The 20,744-nt window shown below is 60.1% G+C and carries 17 protein-coding genes; 7 read left to right on the top strand and 10 right to left on the bottom strand.

The features are described from left to right. Positions 1-315 precede the first annotated feature (315 nt). Positions 316-753 carry a hypothetical protein gene (locus K3G63_RS19650; protein WP_220615841.1) on the top strand — a complete coding sequence of 146 codons (438 nt, stop codon included), beginning with the start codon at positions 316-318 and terminating at the stop codon, positions 751-753. 39 nt (positions 754-792) lie between these two features. Here the strand turns inward: K3G63_RS19650 and K3G63_RS19645 are convergent, their stop codons facing one another. Continuing rightward, positions 793-1,290 carry a hypothetical protein gene (locus K3G63_RS19645; protein WP_220615840.1) on the bottom strand — a complete coding sequence of 166 codons (498 nt, stop codon included), beginning with the start codon at positions 1,288-1,290 and terminating at the stop codon, positions 793-795. A 119-nt stretch (positions 1,291-1,409) separates the two neighbouring features. Between K3G63_RS19645 and K3G63_RS19640 the strand changes: the two genes are divergently transcribed. After that, positions 1,410-2,423 carry a YpdA family putative bacillithiol disulfide reductase gene (locus tag K3G63_RS19640; protein WP_220615839.1) on the top strand — a complete coding sequence of 338 codons (1,014 nt, stop codon included), beginning with the start codon at positions 1,410-1,412 and terminating at the stop codon, positions 2,421-2,423. Between the two features lie 79 nt (positions 2,424-2,502). Here the strand turns inward: K3G63_RS19640 and K3G63_RS19635 are convergent, their stop codons facing one another. The 3 genes from K3G63_RS19635 to K3G63_RS19625 all read right to left on the bottom strand — a co-directional run bounded on the left by K3G63_RS19635 (position 2,503) and on the right by K3G63_RS19625 (position 6,278). Continuing rightward, entirely contained in the window at positions 2,503-3,990 is a 1,488-nt protein-coding gene (locus tag K3G63_RS19635) for an SGNH/GDSL hydrolase family protein (protein ID WP_220615838.1), read from the bottom strand. Positions 3,991-4,011: 21 nt separating this feature from the next. Beyond that, positions 4,012-5,259, bottom strand: a complete 1,248-nt coding sequence (locus K3G63_RS19630) for an OmpP1/FadL family transporter (RefSeq protein WP_220615837.1) — start codon at positions 5,257-5,259, stop codon at positions 4,012-4,014. Positions 5,260-5,462: 203 nt separating this feature from the next. Further along, positions 5,463-6,278, bottom strand: a complete 816-nt coding sequence (locus K3G63_RS19625) for a cyanophycinase (RefSeq protein ID WP_220615836.1) — start codon at positions 6,276-6,278, stop codon at positions 5,463-5,465. A gap of 277 nt (positions 6,279-6,555) precedes the next feature. Here K3G63_RS19625 and mgtE point away from each other — a divergent pair, with 277 nt between their 5' ends. Together mgtE and K3G63_RS19615 are read left to right on the top strand one after the other, a co-directional pair. Continuing rightward, a complete protein-coding gene (gene mgtE, locus K3G63_RS19620) occupies positions 6,556-7,941 on the top strand; it encodes a magnesium transporter (RefSeq protein ID WP_220615835.1) in 1,386 nt (461 codons plus the stop codon). A gap of 82 nt (positions 7,942-8,023) precedes the next feature. Beyond that, positions 8,024-8,668: a hypothetical protein gene (locus K3G63_RS19615; RefSeq protein ID WP_220615834.1), complete on the top strand. Its 645-nt coding sequence runs from the start codon at positions 8,024-8,026 to the stop codon at positions 8,666-8,668. Between the two features lie 7 nt (positions 8,669-8,675). Here K3G63_RS19615 and K3G63_RS19610 read toward each other — a convergent pair whose 3' ends face one another. The 3 genes from K3G63_RS19610 to K3G63_RS19600 all read right to left on the bottom strand — a co-directional run bounded on the left by K3G63_RS19610 (position 8,676) and on the right by K3G63_RS19600 (position 10,100). Next, positions 8,676-8,954 carry a hypothetical protein gene (locus tag K3G63_RS19610; protein ID WP_220615833.1) on the bottom strand — a complete coding sequence of 93 codons (279 nt, stop codon included), beginning with the start codon at positions 8,952-8,954 and terminating at the stop codon, positions 8,676-8,678. A gap of 226 nt (positions 8,955-9,180) precedes the next feature. Further along, positions 9,181-9,588 carry an alternative ribosome rescue aminoacyl-tRNA hydrolase ArfB gene (arfB, locus tag K3G63_RS19605; RefSeq protein ID WP_220615832.1) on the bottom strand — a complete coding sequence of 136 codons (408 nt, stop codon included), beginning with the start codon at positions 9,586-9,588 and terminating at the stop codon, positions 9,181-9,183. Between the two features lie 56 nt (positions 9,589-9,644). Then, positions 9,645-10,100 carry a hypothetical protein gene (locus K3G63_RS19600; RefSeq protein ID WP_220615831.1) on the bottom strand — a complete coding sequence of 152 codons (456 nt, stop codon included), beginning with the start codon at positions 10,098-10,100 and terminating at the stop codon, positions 9,645-9,647. Positions 10,101-10,199: 99 nt separating this feature from the next. On the opposite strand from K3G63_RS19600, the gene K3G63_RS19595 reads away from it, so the two are divergent. Both K3G63_RS19595 and K3G63_RS19590 read left to right on the top strand, forming a co-directional pair. Continuing rightward, complete coding sequence (locus K3G63_RS19595; RefSeq protein ID WP_220615830.1) at positions 10,200-12,257, top strand: M13 family metallopeptidase; 2,058 nt, start codon at positions 10,200-10,202, stop codon at positions 12,255-12,257. A 291-nt stretch (positions 12,258-12,548) separates the two neighbouring features. Next, a complete protein-coding gene (locus K3G63_RS19590) occupies positions 12,549-13,256 on the top strand; it encodes a head GIN domain-containing protein (protein WP_220615829.1) in 708 nt (235 codons plus the stop codon). Between the two features lie 94 nt (positions 13,257-13,350). Here K3G63_RS19590 and K3G63_RS19585 read toward each other — a convergent pair whose 3' ends face one another. Together K3G63_RS19585 and K3G63_RS19580 are read right to left on the bottom strand one after the other, a co-directional pair. After that, positions 13,351-16,242 carry a PA14 domain-containing protein gene (locus K3G63_RS19585; RefSeq protein WP_220615828.1) on the bottom strand — a complete coding sequence of 964 codons (2,892 nt, stop codon included), beginning with the start codon at positions 16,240-16,242 and terminating at the stop codon, positions 13,351-13,353. Positions 16,243-16,657: 415 nt separating this feature from the next. Next, positions 16,658-17,233 carry a hypothetical protein gene (locus tag K3G63_RS19580; protein ID WP_220615827.1) on the bottom strand — a complete coding sequence of 192 codons (576 nt, stop codon included), beginning with the start codon at positions 17,231-17,233 and terminating at the stop codon, positions 16,658-16,660. Positions 17,234-17,392: 159 nt separating this feature from the next. Here K3G63_RS19580 and K3G63_RS19575 point away from each other — a divergent pair, with 159 nt between their 5' ends. Continuing rightward, positions 17,393-18,340, top strand: coding sequence for a 3-oxoacyl-ACP synthase III family protein (locus K3G63_RS19575; RefSeq protein ID WP_220615826.1), 948 nt, complete (start codon positions 17,393-17,395; stop codon positions 18,338-18,340). Positions 18,341-18,395: 55 nt separating this feature from the next. Here K3G63_RS19575 and K3G63_RS19570 read toward each other — a convergent pair whose 3' ends face one another. Continuing rightward, positions 18,396-20,501: a matrixin family metalloprotease gene (locus tag K3G63_RS19570; RefSeq protein WP_220615825.1), complete on the bottom strand. Its 2,106-nt coding sequence runs from the start codon at positions 20,499-20,501 to the stop codon at positions 18,396-18,398. Positions 20,502-20,744: the final 243 nt, after the last annotated feature.

Here is a 20,744-nt window from a genome sequence, read left to right as displayed (position 1 = left end):
GTAATACGGCAAGGTAGATACTGGTTTTTCTTAGCATAGGTTTAGGTTTAAAAATGAGGTGAATGTCGCTTTGTCTTACCCTGACTGGGTAGCTTAGCATTGCGTTGTGTGTCCGATTTTTTATTGGTTTAATTCGTCCGGGAGCGTCGGGTGGTATATCCGGCCGGGTACCTTAACGCGGAGCTTCAGGCACCAGGCCCCTTAACTGCGCCAGAAGCGGAGGCTCACCTTCGGGCTCCTTCAGGCTAGGGTATCCGGTCCGGCCGCTGGGCCGTATAGCCTACGGCCGGACTAATCCTGGCGCAACCAACCTTTATGCTGGAAAACACGCACACGACCACGCTGCAGAACATAGCCCGCGGCGTGCTGGGCACTTTCATGCTCGTAGCCGGCACGGGCCACCTCACGTTCGCCCGCCAGGAGTTTCAGGCTCAGGTGCCCGATTTCGTGCCGTTGGATAAAGACAGTGTGGTCTTGGCCTCGGGGGTAGTGGAAATCGGGCTGGGGCTGGCGCTTTTGGCGCTGAAGGGCCGGAACCGCGTACGTATGGGCATCGGCCTGGCTGCCTTTTACGCCGCTGTGTTTCCGGGCAACATTCACCAGTACACCCACCATATTTCCGCCTTCGGCCTCGACACGGATGCCAAACGCTTCGGGCGGCTATTCTTCCAGCCTGTGCTCATGGGTTGGGCCTTATGGAGTACGGGGGCATTGCAAGCACTGCGGAAACGTGGGACCAAGGCAGTAGAATAGGTCAGACCTAGCTGATAGTCGCTAGTTTTTCACAAACGACTACGTGATGGTAATGACGGAATCAGCCGCGCGCACCACGTTGTTTTTCAGCACCAGATCATCGGCAGTGAGCCTAACTATGTCGAAGGCGGGTAGCAGACCGGCGCGCCCATTCCGGTTAAAATGAAAGTAGTTCTCTCCGTTCCGATTCAGCGGCAGTTGAGCATTGTTCGCCGTTATTTGCCAGGTAGCCCAGGGTGCGGAACCGGCCGGATTACCTGCCCACACGTCGTTGCCCTGAATCCAAATCAGCTGGTTATCAGACTTAAAGCCATACAGGTCGTCTTTCTCGCAAGTGAGCCGGGGAAAATAATTGATGGTAGTGGTTGGGCCACCGGCCTTGGGCGTTGCCTCATATAGGTACCCCACCAGCCGCCAGTTGCTATCGGCAATAGCTAGTTCTTCTTTGGTAAGAGAAGGTGAAGGCAGCTTCTGTTCTTTTGCACAGCTACCCAACCCAATTGCCGCAACCAGCAGCACACTCCGAATACTTTTCATAATGAATTTGTTAGGTATTTAATAGGCTCATAGCTAACCCACGTAACTGTTGGTTGTATTGCCTTCAACCTACTGAACGACAGGGCGGCAGCTTTCCGTGTAGCAGAAATTAAATATATATGCTTTCATCATTTTTTGACGTCGTGGTAATCGGGGCCGGGCCCGTGGGGCTGGCCTGCGCCATTGAGGTGCAGCGGCGTGGTTTTTCCGTCGTAACCGTGGACAAGGGCGCGCTGGTAAACTCCATCATCGGCTACCCCACCAACATGGAGTTCTTCTCTACCCCCGAGCTGCTCGAAATCGGTGGCCACCCCTTCCCCACCAGCCACTACAAGCCCCTGCGCGAAGATGGCCTCGATTATTACCGTCGGGTAGCCTTCGCCGAAAACCTGCAGTTGCGCCTCTACGAGCGGGTGCTGGGGCTGGAAGGCGACGCGGGCCGCTACGAAGTCGTCACGGAGAAAGGACGCATCGGCTGCCGCTACGTCATCATTGCCACGGGTTTCTACGACGTGCCCAACTACCTGCACGTACCCGGCGAGGACCTGCCCCACGTAACGCACTACTACAAGGAGCCCTACGCTCACACCGGCCAACAGGTGGTAGTAGTGGGGGCCAAGAACTCTTCGGCCAAAGCAGCCCTGCAGCTGCTGCGCGCCGGCGCCGACGTGACACTGGTCGTGCGCGGGTCGGAAATCAGCGAGTCGGTGAAGTACTGGATTCGGCCCGACCTCATCAACCGCATCAAGGAAGGCCGCATCAAGGCGCTTTTCAACACCACCATCCGTCGCATCACGCCGGAAACGGTGGAAGTCCAGACGCCCGAAGGCCCACAAACCCTGCCGGCTACCTACGTATACGCCCTCACCGGCTACCACCCCGACTTCTCGTTTCTGGCGGCCCTGGGCATCACCTGCCAGACCGACGCCGCCCAAACTCCCACCCACGACGCCGATACCCTGGAAACCAACCGCCCCGGCGTGTACCTGGCTGGCACCGTGTGCGGGGGCCTGAATACCAGCCGCTGGTTCATTGAAAACGGCCGCTACCACGCCCAGGTAATTGCCGCCCGCCTGGCTGGGGAAGCCACCCCCAAGCTACCAGAGGTACTTCAACCCGTACAGTTTTCCTAGTTTCAACTACCTGCCTCAACACTAAAAAAAGCCCTTCTGATTACTCAGAAGGGCTTTTTTGCACTGCACTCAGTTAGCATTACTGTGGAAAACGCACGCCGCGGTAGTCGTTGGGGTTTACCGTCGGCACTTGAGCACCGAATTTAGCATTGATTGCTTTAATCATTTCATTTGCTACCAACGCGTAGCCGCGGGGAGTAGGATGCACCCCATCCAGAGAGAAGAGGTTGCCACTCACGAAGCTGGTGTTGTTGCTTACGCCGTTGGTTACTATTCCGGTCCGAGCAATGCTACTGAAGTAGGTATTTGCATCGAATACTGCTAAGCCTTTACGCTGAGCGCTGGCAGTAATAACGGCATTCAACTCAGTAGTACGTGCGGTTACGGCTGCTACTTCGGAAGCGTCAAGCACAAGGTTGTTGGGCACCGCGTTAGAACTGGCCGCCAGGGCAGTAGCCGTAGCCGCGGGTGCGCCGGGGATTACAATGCCTATGCCGCCCGGGAAAACGTTGGGAGCCACGGCTGCCGAGTTAATGAAGGCACTGGCAGGCAGCAGTAACAAGTCGTTTTCAGTAGCTTCCCGCACGGGAGTGGTGGTATTGCTGGTACGCACGTACAGCCCGAACCGGGTGCCGGCAGGTAACGGTGAGCCAGCGGGCAACTTGAGCTGAGCTGCAATAAGGGGTACCAAAGCAGCCGGGATGGGCGTTGCGTTGATCTGGGCTATAACGGACGCCGTGGGCACCGTGGTAAACAGCGGCACGTTGGTTACGCTGGGGATAGTAGCCACCAAACCTTTAGCCCCATCTACCGTCAGGGCGTCAATTACTTGGTTGTATTTGGTGGTAAACTCAGTTACCGCGGTCAGCGGGGCAGCCGTTCCGCCAGAACTGGCAAAGCCTAGCACATCATTGTTGCCCAGCCAGTTGGTGAAGAAGGTAGGCTTTACCGTAGCAACTCGCTCCTGTACGTACTGCAGGTAGGTCCGCGAGTCGGTGCCGGTGAGCAGGCGCTCAAAATAAGTGTTGAAGTTACCCGCGTTGCTCTGGGCTGTCAGTTGGCCGTAACTGGTGGTCGTAACATCGGCCACCCGAATACCCGGCACCCCCAGATTCTGGTTATCGGTGGCTGTGTACCGAATCAGTAGCGGCGAGCCGGTAGCCACGACGGCGCGGCCAGGCGCAAACTGTCCGATGGGAACAAATGCGTTGTTGACCCGGGCCTCAGGATTAATGAGCGGGTTGGCACCGTTGAACCCAGTAATAGTCAGGTAGCCACTACCGTTGGCATTAGCTTCCGGAAACAAGGGTTGGGCAAATTCTCCCCCGCCTACCGTGCGGAATTGCTGGGCCAGAATGGAAGGATAAGAAGTGAGCTGGCCTTCCCGGTAAAGACCATTATCGCCGTAGCCGGCTGTCAGGGAGTTGCCCACGGCAATGTAGCGGGAGAAGTCGACCGAGCCTTTGCTAGGCTTGAAGTCATCCTCCAGGTCGGGCTGGCAGGCAGTAATGCCCAGCCCCAGTAACGCCACCAGGGGCGTGAACTTGCGAAACAGAAACGTATTCATGGATCAGGGAGCGAGTCGCGGTTAGAAAGCGTAGTTCAGGCCGATGCCCGGAATAACGATGTTGGTCTTATAAGTACCGGCAATCCGGTCGGTGGTGCCGTTGTTGAGCAACTCCGACTGCGTTTGGGTGCGCTTCTTGATGCCCACATACTGCGCCGAAAGGTCTACCCCAAACTTACCAAAAGCGTAAGAAGCTCCAATCGTGCCGCTGAGACGGTCGTTGTCGGGAGTTTCAGGGGTTACGTAGCCTTCCTTTACCGGAGACTGGTCATAAGCGCCTCCGGCACGCACCGTCAGGCCTTCCGTGAGCTTGTACTGCCCACCGAGGCGGAACGTTAGCGCGTCCTGATAGTAGCGCTTCGACTCGCTGGTGGTAGAACCGTTAACCTGCTGATCAAAGTCGAAGCGCAGCACCCGGTACTTGCTCCACTGGGCCAGGCTGGCATCAAACCCGATGGTCAGCTTCTCGTTGGGCATAATGCCCAGGCCCACGCTGGTCGTCGCAATCAGGGGCAGGGTAGCGCCAAATTTCGTAGCCTGGAAGCGGGAGGAAAAAGTGGCCGAGATGCCCGAGAAGGTTACATCGCCATCTTTTACTACTGCATCAATTTTTGAGCGGTAGTTGATACCCAAGGACAGTTTATCGGAAGGCTTGAAGAACACACCGGCGTTGAAGCCAAACTTCGTATCGGCTTTGCCGTCCAGCTCAACGTGGCCGTAGGAATCGGGTAGGGGAATATCACGTTGCAGGTTCACGGCCCCGTAAGCCAGCACTACCAAGCCCGCGCCCACGCTGAGCTGATCGGTAATGGCGTAGCTGATAGTAGGCTGCACGAACACCGACTTTAGATCGATATCCGTCAGGGACGTGCGCCCTTCCCAGCCATCAGCGTACTGAAGCTTGCTGCCGAACGGCGTGTACACAGCAATGCCCGCACGGAACTTGCCTTCGGCGGGGCCAAAGCCGGCATAGAAATTCAGGGGCGTAGTGTACGAATTACGCAGCTGGCGCTGCTGGCTGCCCCCCTCCGCTACGAAGGCGTTGCGAGCCAAGGTTAAGTTAGCGCCTACTTGCACGCCACGGTCCTTCACCATAGCCAGGGCGCCGGGGTTGTAGAACATGGCCGCCTGGTCCAGCGACAGGCCTACGCCTACGCCGCCCATACCGTTGTTCTTCTGGCCGGCCAAGGTTACCTGGTAGCCACCCGCCGAAGCCGCCGTACCCGAAAGCAGCGCCCCTCCCGCGAGGAGTAGAGATTTTAGATTCATACGAAAGAAGTGAGTGAGAATTTGGGGGTTCGTGGCCTAAATGTAGGGAGAAAAACGAAGTTTAGTCGGCGTGCCGAACAAGTTTAAATACAGGATTTTGGCACTATTAGCAGCTTTTTTGCCTGTTTCTCCGCTTCAACGACCATTTACAGTTCTAACTCGCACTGCCCCATCCTGCTACACTTCTAGTAAGCAATCACTCACTATTTTATACGCACCACCTCCCGTGAAAGCAAATCCAGCTGTTGGCCGGCTACCAGCAGGTGTACTCGAAGGTTTTGCGCCCCAATTGGCTCCCCACGCCCCACCTGGCCGAGGTTGCTGTCGTGGAGGTGGCGGCCATCCACCACCATTACCACCCCGTCGCCGAATACCTCCGCGTAGCGCCCACTCCGGATAATCACGCCGGTTTCCTCAGCCAGGCCAATACCCAGGCACATAGGGTGTACCAGCAGGGCGTGAGCTAGCCGCCCGAATCGTCCGCGTTCCACAAAGTGCTGGTCGATGAGCAGTTGGGGTAGCAGGCCCAGCCCGGCGCTGGTTTGCGTACCGCCCTTGCGTAGGGCCCGCCAGCCGTAGCCCTGCACCACCATGTACTCGGGCATCACGGCGGCACCGGCGCTGGTGCCGGCAATAATGAAATCGGCTTCCTGCTGGTATCGCTCGCGCAGAACGCGCGCAAACTCGGTGCCCTGCAGAAAATCAGTGATACGCTCCTGGTCGCCGCCCGAGAAGAACACCAAGCCCGCCCGCCGCAGGCGGCGCAGGGTATCGGGCGCATCGGCAGGGTGATGCTCACTGATGCGCAGGTGCCGGGCGCCGGTGCACCCCAGCTCGCGCATGGCCCGCTCGTAGGCCCTCCCCGAGCGGGTATCGTCGCGGGAGGCAACGGTAATAATTTCGATGGGCGTGCCGGAATCCGGCAGCAGGTCGCAGAGCAGAACCAGCAGGGCGTCATCGTCGCCCCCCCCGAGGGCAACGAGTGTGCCCAGGGGCAGAGTAGCGGAGGAATGGGGCATAAAGCAGAAGAAAGGGGCCCAAATAGACCGGGCCCACCGGAAGGAACTGCCCGGCGACCGGGAAGGTTACGGTCGAGTTTGCATTACCCGCAGACCCGGGCGCAGTAGTGCTGGGCAAGCCGCCGCCGCCAGCCCCGCGTACGTACTGCTGGCTGACCGGATAAATATGGCCGCCGGGCTACCAAACAGGGCAGGAAAAGGCTACTTTTGCGCGCCGGTTCGGCCCTCCTTCACCAATTCCCTTCTGCCTAGCGAAAAACACCCCCTCTTGCAGTTCATGAATCAGCACCCGACTACCGACCACATCACGTCCCTGATTCAGGAGGGCGAGTTTTTCAAGCTCAAGGAAGTACTCAAGCGCTTTGAGCCCAACGAGGTGGTAGAGCTGCTGGAACAGGAGGAGGAGCGCGAGCAGCTGATTATTTTCCGGCTGCTCCCCCTGAGCCTGGCCACGCAGGTGTTCGAGTACCTCGACCTCGACATTCAGAAGCACTTTCTGGCCAACCTAAGCCAGGATAAAATCGCTGACATTCTCAATGAGATGTCGCCTGATGACCGTACGGCGCTGCTGGAGTTTCTGCCCGACGAGTTGGTGCGGGAGCTAATCCAGACCCTCTCGGAGCCGGAGCGCCGCGTGACGTTGGAACTGCTGGGCTACCCCGAGTACTCGGTGGGCCGCCTGATGACGCCCGACTACATTGCCATCCGCGAGAACTGGACGGTACAGCAGGTGCTGGACTACATCCGGCGCCACGGTGGGCAGTCGGAAACGCTGAGCGTGCTCTACGTGACCGACGAGCGGGGCGTGCTCATCGACGATATTCGTATCCGGGAATTTCTGCTGGCTGATCCGCAACGGCGCGTGGGCGAGCTGATGGACCACCGCTTCGTGAAGCTCAGCACGATGCAGGACCAGGAGGAAGCCATTGACGTATTCCGCAAGAACGACCGGGTAGCGCTACCCGTCGTCAACGACGAAGGTGTACTGTTCGGCATCGTAACCATCGACGACATCCTGGATATTCGGGAGGAGGAAGATACCGAGGACATCCAGAAGCTGGGCGGCTCGGAAGCTCTCGACGAGCCCTACCTCGCTACTTCTATCTGGAGCATGGTGAAGAAGCGGGCCGGCTGGCTCGTGATTCTGCTGATCGGCGAAATGCTGACTACCTCGGCCATGCACCACTTCGAGGATGATTTGCAGAAAGCAGCTGTGCTGGGGCTGTTTATTCCGCTGATTATCTCGGCCGGCGGCAATGCCGGCTCCCAGGCTACCTCGCTGATCATCCGGGCCATGAGCCTGGGCGAGTTCAGCCTCTCGGATTGGTGGCTGGTGCTGCGGCGCGAAATTCTATCGGGCTTGCTGCTGGGGGGTATTCTGGGGGTAGTGGGCTCTCTGCGCATTGTGCTCTGGGCCACTACCATAGACCCCGGCTACTTCGGGCCATACTGGCAGCTGATTGCCGTGACGGTGGGCTTCTCGCTGCTGGGCATTGTGCTCTGGGGGGCCCTCTCAGGGGCCATGTTGCCCATGCTGCTCAAACGCCTGGGCCTGGACCCGGCTACCGCTTCGGCCCCGTTCGTGGCCACATTGGTAGACGTTACGGGGTTGATTATCTACTTTTCCGTGGCCACGTTCGTGCTGAGTGGCACGCTGCTGTAAGCCCAGCGTTCAGGTTGTTCTTATGCGCCCTTTTCTGCCTTGTGCATGCTTAGGCGCCTGGTTAGTAACCGGGTGTGCGGCCGTGGGGCGCCTGCCCGCGCTGGAGCCCGGCGACTACCAGTTTTTTCGCACCAACGACCCCGCCCTGGCGGCTGCCGTGGGCAAGGAGCGCACCTTTTACGTGGAACAGGCGCACGACTCACTGACGTTTATTTCTCAGCCGGACTCAACTGGGGCGCCGCGGCGCTTTGGCTACGGTCTGCACCGGGGCCACCACGTCATTCTGGTCGACCGGAAGTTCGACCTCGACGTTTTCACAATTCCCTTCAAGGCCCGGCCGCCGCAGGGGCCCGTGCCGGTGCAGTTGAACACCAACTTCAACGCGGCCCTGTACTTTGGCCGCCGCCTTGATTTCTACCACGTGAACAGCCGGGCCTTGCTGGCAGGCCGCCAAGAGCCGCAAATCCGGACGGTGGGCCTGGGTTACGGCGTGTTCACGGGCCTGGGCTCCACCATCATCAACCCTGATGTTACGGGCCAACGCAGCCAGGTAGCCGAGTACGAAGGCTTTGTGGTGCATGCTGGGGCAGCCGCTATTTATGATGCCCGCATTTTCAACCTGGGCCTGGCCATCGGGGCTGACCAACTGCTGGGCCCCGACGGCCGCCACTGGATTTATCAGCGCAAGCCGTGGTTTGGGGTACTGTTTGGCCTGGACTTGAACTGAGAAGCTGCTACCCGGAACTGTGGGTGAGATACCGCCGGAAGCCAATGCGGGCGAGCAGCAGGGCGCCGAGCATAGAGGGCAGCCACAAACAACAGCACAACAGCCCCTTGTCTACCACGGCATCTACCACTTGGGGTACGCGTGGCCGCACTGCCAGACTCAGACCCGCCATTTCCAGCACCATCAACCCGTACGCGCCGGCCACCCACCAGTTCAGGGCAGCTTGGTAGGGCCCGGGCCGCAAGTCGGCCAGCTTCAGCAGCGCCCACCGCACAATGAGGGGCAAGGCTAGAAACACGGTGGCTAGGGCTAACACCGCTACTGCACCCGCCAGAAATAATCCACCATAGAAGAGCACGAGGGCTAGTAGGTAGCCCAGAGAAGGAAATATAAAACACAGTGGTATCAGAGCCAGAACCAGCACTCCTAGCATTCTTGCCACTTTAAACACTAGCATTCTTACTATCTTATACATAAGCCTTAATAGGTAGCGCTACTAACTAGCTATATCCCTAAAAATCAACCCGGCCGCGGTTGGCTTTCTTGTCGCCGTGCTTTTTCTTGGATTCTAGGCGCTGGCGCACGGCCCCCTGGCTAGGCTTGGTGGCTTTGCGGGCTTTGGGCTTGTGCAGGGCCTTTTGCAGGGTTTCGTAGAACTTGCGCAGGGCCGTTTCCTTGTTGCGGAGCTGGCTCCGGTCTTCCTGGGCCGCTACCAGCAGCTCGCCCTCAGTAGTCAGCTTGGAGGCCAGCTTTTGGAGCAGGGTCTGTTTTTGTTCTTCGGTCAGCAGCAAGGAATCCGGGATACGGAAGCGCAATTCCACCCGAGACTCTACTTTGTTTACGTTTTGTCCGCCCGGGCCGCTGCTGCGGCTGGTTTGGAAATACAGTTCGGATAGAAAAGCTTCGGGGGGTGGAAGCATGAAGCAGGGGTAGTAACGAGAGGAAGAAACCAGTACAAAGTAACACGGCCGGTACGCTACGCCGCGGGCGAGGCCGCAAAATGCAGCATTTTCCAGAGCTGCCATCCTAACAGTGCGGTCCGGAGGGTCCAGGCCAGGGTACGGGGCCAGTTGGTGCGCACCAGCCCGTCAATGGCCACGTAGTCGTAGCCTTCGGCCAAGCGGTTGTGAAAGGGCACAGAAACAAAGAACGTAGCGGCCCAGGCCAGCACTACCAGCAGCAGCTGCCACCACCGGGCCGCGCCTAAGTCGTGGCCTTGCCAGGCCAGGGCCACCCCTAGTAGCAGCTCCAGCACCATCGGGCCCAGCACCAGCCAGCTGATGCGGCGGGAGTGCTGGGCATGAAAAGCAGAAAAAGTGTCGCGGGCAGCCTGGGCAAAACCCGGGTAGTGCACCAGCTGCACCGTCCAGATAACGCCCGTCAGGTAGGCAGCCAACAGGAAATTAACCAGGAGAAGCTGGGGCAGATTCATAAGCAGGCAACGCAAAAGACAAAGAGCTGTCTTTGCGCCTACGTGAACCAGCTGGTTCCCGCTACATTCGCTTACTTCTTACCGCTCATTCCGTTCTGTATGAACCTCTCCCCTACGCTGCGCCCCTGGCTGCTGACGGCCCCGTTGCTGGGCCTGGTGTTCACGGCCTGCCAGCCCGGCGGCACTTCCGCCGGCAACCAGCCCGATATTATCCAGGCCAACCTCGACACCACCGTGCGCCCCGGCGACGACTTTTACACCTACGCCAACGGTACCTGGTTTAAGCAGCATCCTATTCCGGCTTCGGAAAGCAACTGGGGCATTGGCAAGGAGGTGCAGAACGAGGTGTACGCCCGCCTGCGCAAGCTCAACGAGGAGGCCGCCAAAACCAAGGCCGCGCCCGGCTCAGTGCAGCAGAAAATCGGCGACTTCTGGGCCACGGGCATGGACAGCGTTACTATCAATAAGCAGGGCGTGGCCCCGCTGCAAGCCGAGCTGAACCGCATTCAGGCCATGAAATCGGTGGCCGATGTGCAGGCCGTTATGGCCCACCTGCAGCCCCTGGGCGTGAACACCGTTGTGGGCGGCTACGTGGGTCAGGATGCCAAGAACAGCGAGAAGATGGCCTTGCAGCTGTGGCAGTCGGGCCTGGGCCTGCCCAACCGCGACTACTACTTCAACAAGGACGCCCGCACCAAAAACATCCGCCAGGAGTACAGAAACCACTTGGTTAAGATGTTCACGCTGCTGGGTCAGGATGCGCCTACCGCCCAAGCCAACGCCGAGCGGGTAGTGCAGCTGGAAACCAAGCTGGCCGGCGCTTCGCGCAAGCTCGAGGCCCTGCGCGACCCCTACGCCAACTACAACAAAATGGCCGTTTCGGGCCTGGACAAGCTCACGCCCGGCCTGAGCTGGAAGCCCTGGCTAGCCCAGATGGAGCTGGGCAAAGCTGACACCGTTATTGTGGGCCAGCCCGAGTTCTACCGCGAAGCCGGCCGCCTGCTCCAGTCGGCCCCGCTGGATGACTGGAAAGCTTACCTGCAGTGGCAGCTGGTGCATGCCTTTGCCCCTACCCTCAGCCAGGACTTCGATAATGAGAACTTCCGCTTCTACGGTACCGTGCTGCAAGGGGCCAAGGAGCAGAGGGCCCGCTGGAAGCGCGTGCTCGACGCCGAAGAAAACGCCATTGGCGAGGCCCTGGGCCAGCTGTTCGTGCAGGAATACTTCCCGCCCGCTACCAAAAAGCGCTACGAGGAGCTGACCGCCAACGTGGTGGCCTCTTTCCGGGAGCATATTCAGAAGCTGGACTGGATGAGCGACTCAACCAAGCAAAAGGCCCTGGTGAAGCTCACCAAAATCACCCGCAAAGTAGGCTACCCCGATAAGTGGAAGGACTACTCCTCGCTGCAGATTGACCGCAGCTCCTACGCTCAGAATGTGATGCGGGCCAACCAGTGGGCCTACCGCTACAATATCAACAAGCTGGGCAAGCCCGTAGACCGTACCGAGTGGGGCATGACCCCGCAGACGTACAACGCCTACTACAATCCCAGCAACAACGAAATCGTGCTGCCGGCTGCCATCTTCGCCATTCCGGGCCTGCTGGACGCCAACGCCGACGACGCCATTATCTACGGCTACGCCGGGGCCAGCACCATCGGCCACGAGCTAACCCACGGATTCGATGACGAAGGCAGCCAGTTTGACGACCGGGGCAACCTGCGCAACTGGTGGACCAAGAAGGACCGGCAGCTGTTTCAGCAGCGCGTAAACGGCATCGTGCGCCAGTTCAATGGCTACACCGTGCTCGACTCCCTGCACATCAACGGCAAGGCTACGGCCGGCGAAAACATTGCCGACCTGGGCGGCATCGTCATTGCCCTGGATGCCTTCAAGAAAACCGAGCAATACAAGAAGGGCGAGAAGATTAACGGCCTCACGCCTACCCAACGCTACTTCCTGGGCTACGCCCTGGGCTGGCAGGTACACCAGCGCGATGAGCGCCTGGCCCAGGCCATCCTTACCGACGTGCACTCGCCGGCCCAATTCCGCATCAACGGCCCCTTTGCCGATGTGCCGGAGTTCTATGAGGCCTTCGGCGTGAAGCCCGGCGACAAGCTTTACCGCCCCGACTCCGCGCGGGTGAAAATCTGGTAGGCCGCCAAGCTCAAAGTCATAAAAAGCCCTTCCGCGCTAGGCAGAAGGGCTTTTTTTATGGGATACGTAGCGTAGCGTCTACCCTACTGGCTGGCTCCCGGTCAGGTTGAGGGGACGCCGGAAGCCGCTCTCCATGACAAGCCCTTACCAAGTTGCTGCTCCACAATGGCGTACTTCCCAGCATTTTGCTACCTTATATAAGCCTACATGAATTATTTCCCATTTCAGGCAACGGTTGCGACTGGTCCGCCATCTTGCCCTCGAATGTTCAACCTTAACTTCCTGCCTCCTATGAAGATGCTCCGCTTACTCGTCCCGGGCCTGCTGCTGGCCGTGCTCCTGCTTTCAGCCTTCCGGGTGGCGGCTACCCGCGAAACCCGTCCCGTCGGCGCCTTTACCTCAGTAGGGCTGGGGGGCTCTATGCGGGTGGTGCTGCGTCAGGGCAGCCCCCAGAAAGTAGAAGCGGAAGGCGACGCCGAGGACCTGAACCACCTGGAAACGGTGGTGCAGAACGGCCGCCTGCGCATCGGCACCAAGAAGGAAGGCTATTTCAGCTCCTATAACTACAAGGGCAACGTAACCGTGTACGTGACCATGCCCACCATCAAGGCGCTGGCCGTGAGCGGCTCGGGCACGCTGAAAGCGGCTGATGGCATCAGAGCCGACAACCTGGATTTGGCCGTGAGCGGCTCAGGCGGCATTCAGTTGGCCAGCGTCACAGCCGATAAAATCAGCTCGTCGCTCTCGGGCTCGGGCACTATTGAAGCGGCCGGCGTAGCACCCGACCACAATATCAGCGTGAGTGGCTCCGGCGATGTGAAGGCGACCAATCTACAGAGCAAAACCTGCAGCGTAAGCATCAGCGGCTCCGGCGACTGCCGGGTGCGGGCCAGCCAGTCGTTGCAGGCCAGCATTGTGGGCTCCGGCGACGTGTACGTGGTAGGTAACCCGCAGGTGAAAAGCTCCGTGGTCGGCAGTGGCCGCGTGCACCGCGAGTAGCACGCCTTTCCATGCTACTACCAGCAACAACGCCCCGGCTACCAAAGTAGCCGGGGCGTTGTTGCTGGTAGCAGGCGCTAACGAGGGGGAGCCCCTACTGTACTTCCAGCCGTTGCGTCACCGTGCCCTGGGCCGAAGTGACCCGAACCAGATACACACCTTTCTGGAGGTGCCGAGTAGAGAAGCGGTGCTCCGGGTTGGCTTGGCTGGAAGCCAACGACTGCGCGTAGACGAGGCGCCCGGTCAGGTCCAGCACCTGCAGTTGAGCGGGCACCGCCGCCGCCTGCTCCAGCCGCACGGTGCAGGTACCCGTGGCAGTTGGGTTAGGAAACAGCACCAGTTGCAGCCCATTGCTTGCTTTGCTCCACCGAACCGGAGCCACGTCCGAGAGGTGGGCAGTACTGTCCTGGTCGAGCTGGCGCAGGCGGTAGTAGCTCAGGCCGGAGAAGGGTGCGCGGTCGGTGAAGGTGTACTGCTGCCGACGTTGGGTAGTACCGGCCGCTGCCACGCGTCCTACGGCCTCAAACACCTGGCCGTTGGCCGAGCGCTCCACCACGAAGGCGGCGCTGTTCAGCTCCAGGCTGGTTTCCCAACTGACCACGACGCCGGCCTTGGCAGCCTGCACCCCAAAGCGGGTGAGAGTAACGGGCAGGGGCGCATTGGAAAGCGTGGTGCACAAGCCGCCGGCCGGCACGAGTTGGCGGGTCACGCCGGCAGCAGCACTTTCGTATTCCAGGCGCAACGTGTTTAGTCCGCCATTATCCCCGTAGAGCAGCAGCACGTCGTGCAGGCCAGCCGTGAGCGTAACGGTGGCCGACTGAGTAGCTTCGAGATGAAGGCCGCCGTTGTTGATCAGGGCCGATGCCACGGTGGGCGTAGTAGCCAGCGCGGCCCCGTCCAGCCACAGGAAGGAAGCATCATCGGAAGTGAGGTAGAAGGTATAGGTGCCCGCGGCCGGCACCTGGATGCGGCCCCGCAGGCGGGCGCTGAACTGGTCCGGGTTCTGGGCAGTGCCGCCGGCCACACCGGTCAGGTCGCCCCAGCTCGCCGTACCAAAGTCAATGGCCTGCGTAGCGCGGCGTAGGCTTGGGGTAGTGTTAGTGAAGAAGGCAGGGTCGTCGTTGAAATACCCCGGAAATACCTCGGCATACAGCCCCGAGGAAGCCACGGTGCCGCTACCATCCAGGCCGGCGCAGCCCGCCGGCGCCTGCACGGCTACTTCCAGCGCAAATGCCCGGCTGAATACCGCCTGGCCCCCGGCGTTTCGCACGGCCACATCCAGGGTGTACGTGCCCACTGCTACCCCCGCATCAACCGACAGGCGGCCGGTGGCAGCATCAATGGTGATGCCTGCCGGCAGGGTAGCCGCGTTGGCCAGCCGGTACTCTACCACGGCTGAAGGGCTGGTAACAGTGGGGGCTACCGAGGTGGCGGCCATTCCTACTGTGGCCCGCATGCTTCGGGGAGCGTACACCAGCGCCGAGGCCAGGGGTAGCAGTGGCTGGGTGGCCGTGCAGAACAGGCTCCCGGGTACTACCGCGCGGGCCAGGCCTAGTTCGGCACTTTCGTACTCCAGTACCAAGTCATTGTTACCGCCATTGTCGCCGTAGAGCAAAGCAATGTTGTGCAAACCGGCGCTCAGTTCCAGGGTTACGGCCACTGTTTTTGACAAATGGTAGCCGCCGTTGTTGATGGTAGCATCAGCCGGTTCCAGCGGCGAGGCCAGGGCGGCGTTATCCAGCCAGAGGTAAGCGGCGTCGTCGGCCGTGAGGTAGAAGGTGTAGGTGCCGGCCGCGGCCAGGTACAGGCTACCGCGCTGGCGCAGGCTGAACTCATCGGGGTCGGTGAGGGAGCCGGTAGCCGCGGCCAGCAGATTACCGAAGCTGTCGTTGTTCGGGAAGTTGACTTCGGCATCGGTCCGCACCAGACCGGCGGTACGGCCCCCGAAGAAGGTGGGGTCATCGGCAAAGTAGCCACTAAAGTACTCGGCGTACAGACCGGCGGAGGCCGGCTGCCCGGCGGGGTCTTGGCCGCCGCACCCGCCCGCCAGGGGCGGCGTTACGGTAAAGCGGAAGGCATTCCGGAACGTAGCAGTACCCATAGCGTTGCGTACGGCCACGTCCACATCATACGTGCCCTGGGCCAGCCCCGCCGCGGCCGTCAGGACGCCCGTGCTGGCGTTGATAGTAATAGTAGCTGGCAGCTCGGCCGTGTTGGCAATGGCAAAGCCAGTAACAGCCGCACCGCCATCCTGGACTGCAGGGGCCGCGGAGCTGCGGGTAGTGCCAGCCGGCAGTACCCGCGAGGCGGGGGTATACAGTACGGCCTGAGGAACCAGGGTAGCCGAGCTGACAGCCGTGCACAAAGCAGTGGTGGGCACTACCTGCCGGGGCAGCCCCGGTCCTTCGTACTCCCACACCAGCACGTTCTCGCAGCAGTCGTCGCCGTAGAGCAGTAGCACGTCGTGGCGACCCGCTGTGAGCGTTATCGTGGCCGTGCGTGTAAGGGCCTGGTGGGTGCCGCCAACGTTGATCAGGGCTGCGGCGGGGTCCGGAGGAAGAGCCAGAGCAGCGTTATCCAGCCAGAGGTAGGCGGCGTCGTCGGCCGTGAGGTAGAAGGTGTAGGTACCGGCGGTGGCAATGTTCAGGCTGCCGCGCAACCGCAGGCTGTAGCGGTCGGGGTCCTGGGCGGTACCTTCGGAGGTGGGGCGCAACTCCCCGAAGCTGGCAGCATTGGGGAAGTTTACCTGGGCCTCCACCCGGCGGATACTGGCCGGGTTGGCATTATCGGAAAAGAAGCCCGGGTCATCGGCGAAATAGCCGCTGAAATACTCGGCATATAAGCCATTCGTAGCAGGCTGCCCATCCGGACTGGTACCTGAGCAGGCCGCTTGGGCGTACGCTCCATAACTCGACGCCCCCCCTGCAATCCACAGGAACATCCATACCCAACACCACCGTTTGAAAGCGGAGAAGTTTTTCATCATTTGCAGATTTTATATAACAAAGCTGACTTACTTCAAGGGATAAAAGTACACACAAAACTCTTAATTGTAGAATTCTTATTTAATATTGTATTAATTATGCAAGACGTATTTCACTATTCTAAGCCAGCCGTACGAACCAATGCTTTTCAAATGCGCTACAGACGCTATAACACCTTCTCTGATCTTAATAAAAGCCAAAATTTTATTACCTAAGAACAGATTACAATTCCTACATCTTTCCTTGCCCCGGACTATATATAACTTTACTACTTATACTGGCTGTTACCCGGCCTGTACATCTGGCCCAAGCATAACGAAACGCCCTGCTGTCACTCCCGCAAGGGAAGCAACAGCAGGGCTTGGCAGTCGGTAGGTGTCGGCTTAGAAGCGGCGCTTTTAAGAAAAGCCGGGGGCGTTAGAAATCGAACAGGCCGGGCCGGGAATTGCTCTTGGTTTTGGTCTTTTCCTTCTTCTTACTCTTCCCGTCGCCGAACAAACCATCGAATAGCCCAGTGTTTTTCTCCTTAATAAAGATGTAGCGCACGGAAAAGGCGGTAGGAAAGCGCGCCCAGTCTTCGGAGTTAAATTCTACAGTCGGCTTAAAATCCAGACTGAGCACGATAGGCGTAAAAGCTACTTTATATTCCACCCCGGCCAGCGCGTCGAGCCCGCCAAAGCCGCCGTTGTCTTTGTGGGTACCCAGGTGGCCTCCGGCCCCGAAATAGTAGTTCAGGCTGGGCCCCAGAATACCAAAGTGCCGCTCAGCCAGCACCGTAGCACTCACCTCGCGCGAGCCCACCAGGGCGAGGCCCTCCAGGGTGGTTTTGTCGAGGATTTTTTGTTGCACCGTGAGCCCATAGTTGTTTTTTCCGAGGCGTAGTCCCGCGGCCGTACGGTATTTCTGGGCCTGAGCGGTTTGGGGTAGTAGCAGGACCCCAAGGGCAAAAAGGGCGGCCCAGGGGCGGGAATATGGGGAAAGGCGGAACGTCATAATCTTGTAGAAGGCCGGCTGAACTTGCGCAACGTAAGCGCGTTGAACGAGCAGGGCCAGTGCAAAGTACGGTTCGCATACTGAAAAGGCCATAAGTTGCCGGGCAAGGGCGTACCTTGCTGCCCTGTTTCTGCTTCGCTTCACTCTGTATTTTCTCCCGTGTACATTCATCAGGTGGCGGCCTACCTGCCCGCCGAAATCATTACCAACGAGCATTTCACGCGGCTGAATGGCCTTTCGCACGAGTGGATTACAGAGCGGACAGGCATTCAGACCCGCCGCAAAGCGGCTTCCGAAGAGAATACCAATACCATGGCCCTGGAAGTAACCCGGCGGGTGCTGGCCCAAACCAGCGCCGTACAGCCAGGGGAAGTTGACTTGATTGTGGGCGGCACCTATACGCCCCATGACACGATTTACACCGTGGCCCACGCCGTGCAGCGGGAACTGAACGTATCCGACATTCCGGTGGTCAGTATTTCCTCGGCCTGCTCATCGTTGCTGAATGCCGTGGAAATTGTGGAAGGCTACTTTGCGTTAGGCAAGGCCCGCCGGGCGCTGGTAGTGGTAAGTGAGCATAACACGGCCTACAATAACGAGCAGGACACGGTAGCCGGCCATCTTTGGGGCGACGGAGCCGCGGCCCTGCTGCTCACCCAGGAGCGCTTGGCTCCTACCGACCTGCACGTACGCACCGTACTGACTGGCGGGGCCGGCAACGTGGGCAAGGCCGACCACGCCGTGACGCTCAAGCCCGTGGCCAAAGGTATTGTAATGCCCCACGGCAAAGACGTGTTTCTGCATGCCTGCACCTACATGACGCGCGTAACGCAGCAGGTGATGGAGCGAAATGCCCTGTCGGTGGCCGACATTAGCTACCTCATTCCCCACCAGGCCAACCTGCGCATTACCAAGAATGTGCTTCAGCAGCTAGGCCTCTCCGACGACCGCGCCGTCTCTAACATTGAGGAATTAGGCAACACGGGCTGCGCCGGAGCCGCCATTGCCCTGGCTGATACCTGGGACCGGCTGCAGCCTGGCAACAAAGTAGTAGTTACCGTATTCGGCGGCGGCTACTCGTACGGGGCCATGCTGCTAGAGCGGTAGCTTCTTTCTCAGATAACGTAAAGTGCCACTTACTCCGCTCGAGCGGGGTTACAGGCTACTCAGTTCGTACGAACGGGGTAGTGCCTTTGGGACCATTGGAGTCCGTCCAGCGCAGCAGATAGTAGCCGGCCCGTAGCACGGGAGGTACCACTGTCAGTCGGTTAAAGCCCTCCTGGTACGGCACTAGCGTTCCGCCTAGGTAGCGGCCAATGGCATCGAAAAAGCGAACCGTAAGCGTGCCGGGGGTAGAACTCACGTACTGCAGCCCAAGGGGCGCGCCATTGCCTGTTACTGGATTAGGAAATACCTGCAACGTGTTCAGGGCGCTGGCATCGTCGGTGACGCCTACGGGCGGGGCATTGTCGAGGCTGTTGTCGGGGCGGCGCACCCGCACGCGGTAGTAGTTGAGGCCGGCCGGGGCCTGAGCGTCCAGCAGGCGATACTGGCCCGCCGTAGCGCCGGCTGGCATGGTGCCTACCGCCTGCCAGCCCGCCGTAGTATCACCCGAGGCACGCTCCACCACAAAGCCACTCACGAAACACTCGTCGCGGGTGGTCCACTGCACGGTAGTGCCGGCGCCGGCCAAAAAGCTGGCGCTCTGCCCAGTTAGTGGGGCTGGAAGCATAGGCTCGATGCTGCAGATGGGCACGGCAAAGCTGCGGGTCCGCAGCACGTACCGCCCCCCAGCAATGTCGCTGGCCGCGGCCAGGGTGCGGCTGCGCTGCCCCCGGGCAATGGCGTAGTGCATCACGGCCGAGGGCAGAATCAGGTGGGACAGTTGCTGGGCATGCCCCAGCTCGTGCACCGCCACTGATTCAAAATCGAGTTGAGAGGCCGTGGGGTTAGCAGGCCCGAACTGCCAGTTGGTGGCGTCGTCAAACTGCATGTCGATTTCATCCACGTAAAACGAAACGCCCCCGGAAGGCAGATAGCAGCCCCGGTAGTAGCTGGTAGTGCGGCCCAGCACGTTGGTGGGCAGCTCCGCGCCATTGTCGAAACCCACGGCGTTTTCGTCGTCGTCGGCGGCCCCGCGGCCCGTGCGGGGAGTACCCACTTCCCAATTGATGCCCGTTTGGCAGCGCCAGGTGGCCAGGGCCCGCTGCCAGGCGGCACTCGCGGCGGCGTTGGCGCTAAAGTTGGGCTCGAACCGAAAAGAGACGCCGCCGGAGCTGTTTTGATTGCGGTGGCCGGGCACGCCGCGCTGACTCGTACGCGAGTCCTGCACGTTGGTCGCGGCGTATATAATCTGCACTGTTGCCAGGCTGGTTACTACCAGTTGATCCGCCGAGGTTACGCGCACGGGGCCCGTACCGGCGGGGTTGCCGGTGGCGCTGGTAGAGGGCACACGCACCTGAATGCGGGTGTCGCTCCAGCTGACGTAGTCGTCATCGTTTACCCGGGTGTAGGTAGCCCCCCCATCGTCGGCGTTGCGAAACTGCACTGACCCGCTCCCGCGCGCGGCCCCGAAGCCCGAGCCGTTAATTGTTAGCACAGCGCCGGTGCCGGCCGTCAGGCTACTCGGCGACAGGCTCGAAACAAGCGGAGCCTGCCCTTTGGCCGCAACGGCCGGGGCAGCCCGTCGGGCCAGAGCGGCGCGCAACGCGACGTTGGGCGCTACCTCCCGCAGTCCGGTGGCACCCAGGGTCCGATACAATTCGTCGCCGAGGACGGCGTAGCGGCGAAACGGCTCCGCCGCAGTGGCGCTGCTTAAATCATAGCCGACAAAGCCCTGCTGACTGGCGTAGACGGCCCAGCCGCTACCCGTTGCAACTCCGGGAAAGGCTGCCGCCTCCAGAAAGAAAACTCCTTGCTGCCCTGGGGTTAGGCGGAGCGTATTGGTTAACTCCTGCCGGTCGAGGCCCACGGTGCCGCCTTCCGTTAGCACGGTCAGCTCCGCGGCCGCACTGCCTTTCAGGCTCTTGTACACTCGTAGCCGGTGGCGCGTGTAAATGCGACCGTTGCCCACCCGGAACCCCTGCGCATCCAGCACCTCGGCTTCTACAATAAGCGGAACGTGGGCCGCACGCGCGGCAGGGTCCAGGGGCAGGAGCAGGCAGTGGGTTTCCGCCTCAGAGCCTGGGGCAGCAGGAGCAGGCAGCGACTGAGCAGCGGCGGAGAAAGCCAGCCCTGAAGTCAGCCACAGGAAGGGTAGAAATTTCATAGGGTAGGAAAGGCCCGGCGGGACACGTTTCAAGGTAGTGGTTTTGGCAAGCGAACAGTTGAGGTGGAACCCTCTTTTTTTACTTTCTCCTGCTACGTGCAACTGGCCTATAAGGCGAGTCTCTTTCCGTCTATTATTTTCTCGGGCCGTTTCCTGCTGCCTACGCCTAGTCATTGGAGAATACGCCCCTATCCTCGCTGCATCCTGGGTGGTATGAGCTTAGAGTGGGCAGCAAAGGCTTCT

It is taken from the genome of Hymenobacter sp. HSC-4F20 (genome assembly GCF_019599275.1).
GTDB lineage: Bacteria > Bacteroidota > Bacteroidia > Cytophagales > Hymenobacteraceae > Hymenobacter.
The sequence above is the reverse complement of the archived record's forward strand: the minus strand, read 5'-3'. Positions and strand labels throughout refer to the sequence as shown.

What these genes read in the sequence shown, in the direction of transcription:
- K3G63_RS19650 (WP_220615841.1), top strand. Translation starts at nt 316, where the DNA reads ATGCTGGAAAACACGCACACGACCACGCTGCAGAACATAGCCCGCGGC.
- mgtE (WP_220615835.1), top strand. Translation starts at nt 6,556, where the DNA reads ATGAATCAGCACCCGACTACCGACCACATCACGTCCCTGATTCAGGAG.
- K3G63_RS19645 (WP_220615840.1), bottom strand. Translation starts at nt 1,290, where the DNA reads ATGAAAAGTATTCGGAGTGTGCTGCTGGTTGCGGCAATTGGGTTGGGT.
- K3G63_RS19625 (WP_220615836.1), bottom strand. Translation starts at nt 6,278, where the DNA reads ATGCCCCATTCCTCCGCTACTCTGCCCCTGGGCACACTCGTTGCCCTC.
- K3G63_RS19590 (WP_220615829.1), top strand. Translation starts at nt 12,549, where the DNA reads ATGAAGATGCTCCGCTTACTCGTCCCGGGCCTGCTGCTGGCCGTGCTC.
- K3G63_RS19585 (WP_220615828.1), bottom strand. Translation starts at nt 16,242, where the DNA reads ATGATGAAAAACTTCTCCGCTTTCAAACGGTGGTGTTGGGTATGGATG.
- K3G63_RS19630 (WP_220615837.1), bottom strand. Translation starts at nt 5,259, where the DNA reads ATGAATCTAAAATCTCTACTCCTCGCGGGAGGGGCGCTGCTTTCGGGT.
- K3G63_RS19640 (WP_220615839.1), top strand. Translation starts at nt 1,410, where the DNA reads ATGCTTTCATCATTTTTTGACGTCGTGGTAATCGGGGCCGGGCCCGTG.
- K3G63_RS19580 (WP_220615827.1), bottom strand. Translation starts at nt 17,233, where the DNA reads ATGACGTTCCGCCTTTCCCCATATTCCCGCCCCTGGGCCGCCCTTTTT.
- K3G63_RS19595 (WP_220615830.1), top strand. Translation starts at nt 10,200, where the DNA reads ATGAACCTCTCCCCTACGCTGCGCCCCTGGCTGCTGACGGCCCCGTTG.
- arfB (WP_220615832.1), bottom strand. Translation starts at nt 9,588, where the DNA reads ATGCTTCCACCCCCCGAAGCTTTTCTATCCGAACTGTATTTCCAAACC.
- K3G63_RS19635 (WP_220615838.1), bottom strand. Translation starts at nt 3,990, where the DNA reads ATGAATACGTTTCTGTTTCGCAAGTTCACGCCCCTGGTGGCGTTACTG.
- K3G63_RS19570 (WP_220615825.1), bottom strand. Translation starts at nt 20,501, where the DNA reads ATGAAATTTCTACCCTTCCTGTGGCTGACTTCAGGGCTGGCTTTCTCC.
- K3G63_RS19600 (WP_220615831.1), bottom strand. Translation starts at nt 10,100, where the DNA reads ATGAATCTGCCCCAGCTTCTCCTGGTTAATTTCCTGTTGGCTGCCTAC.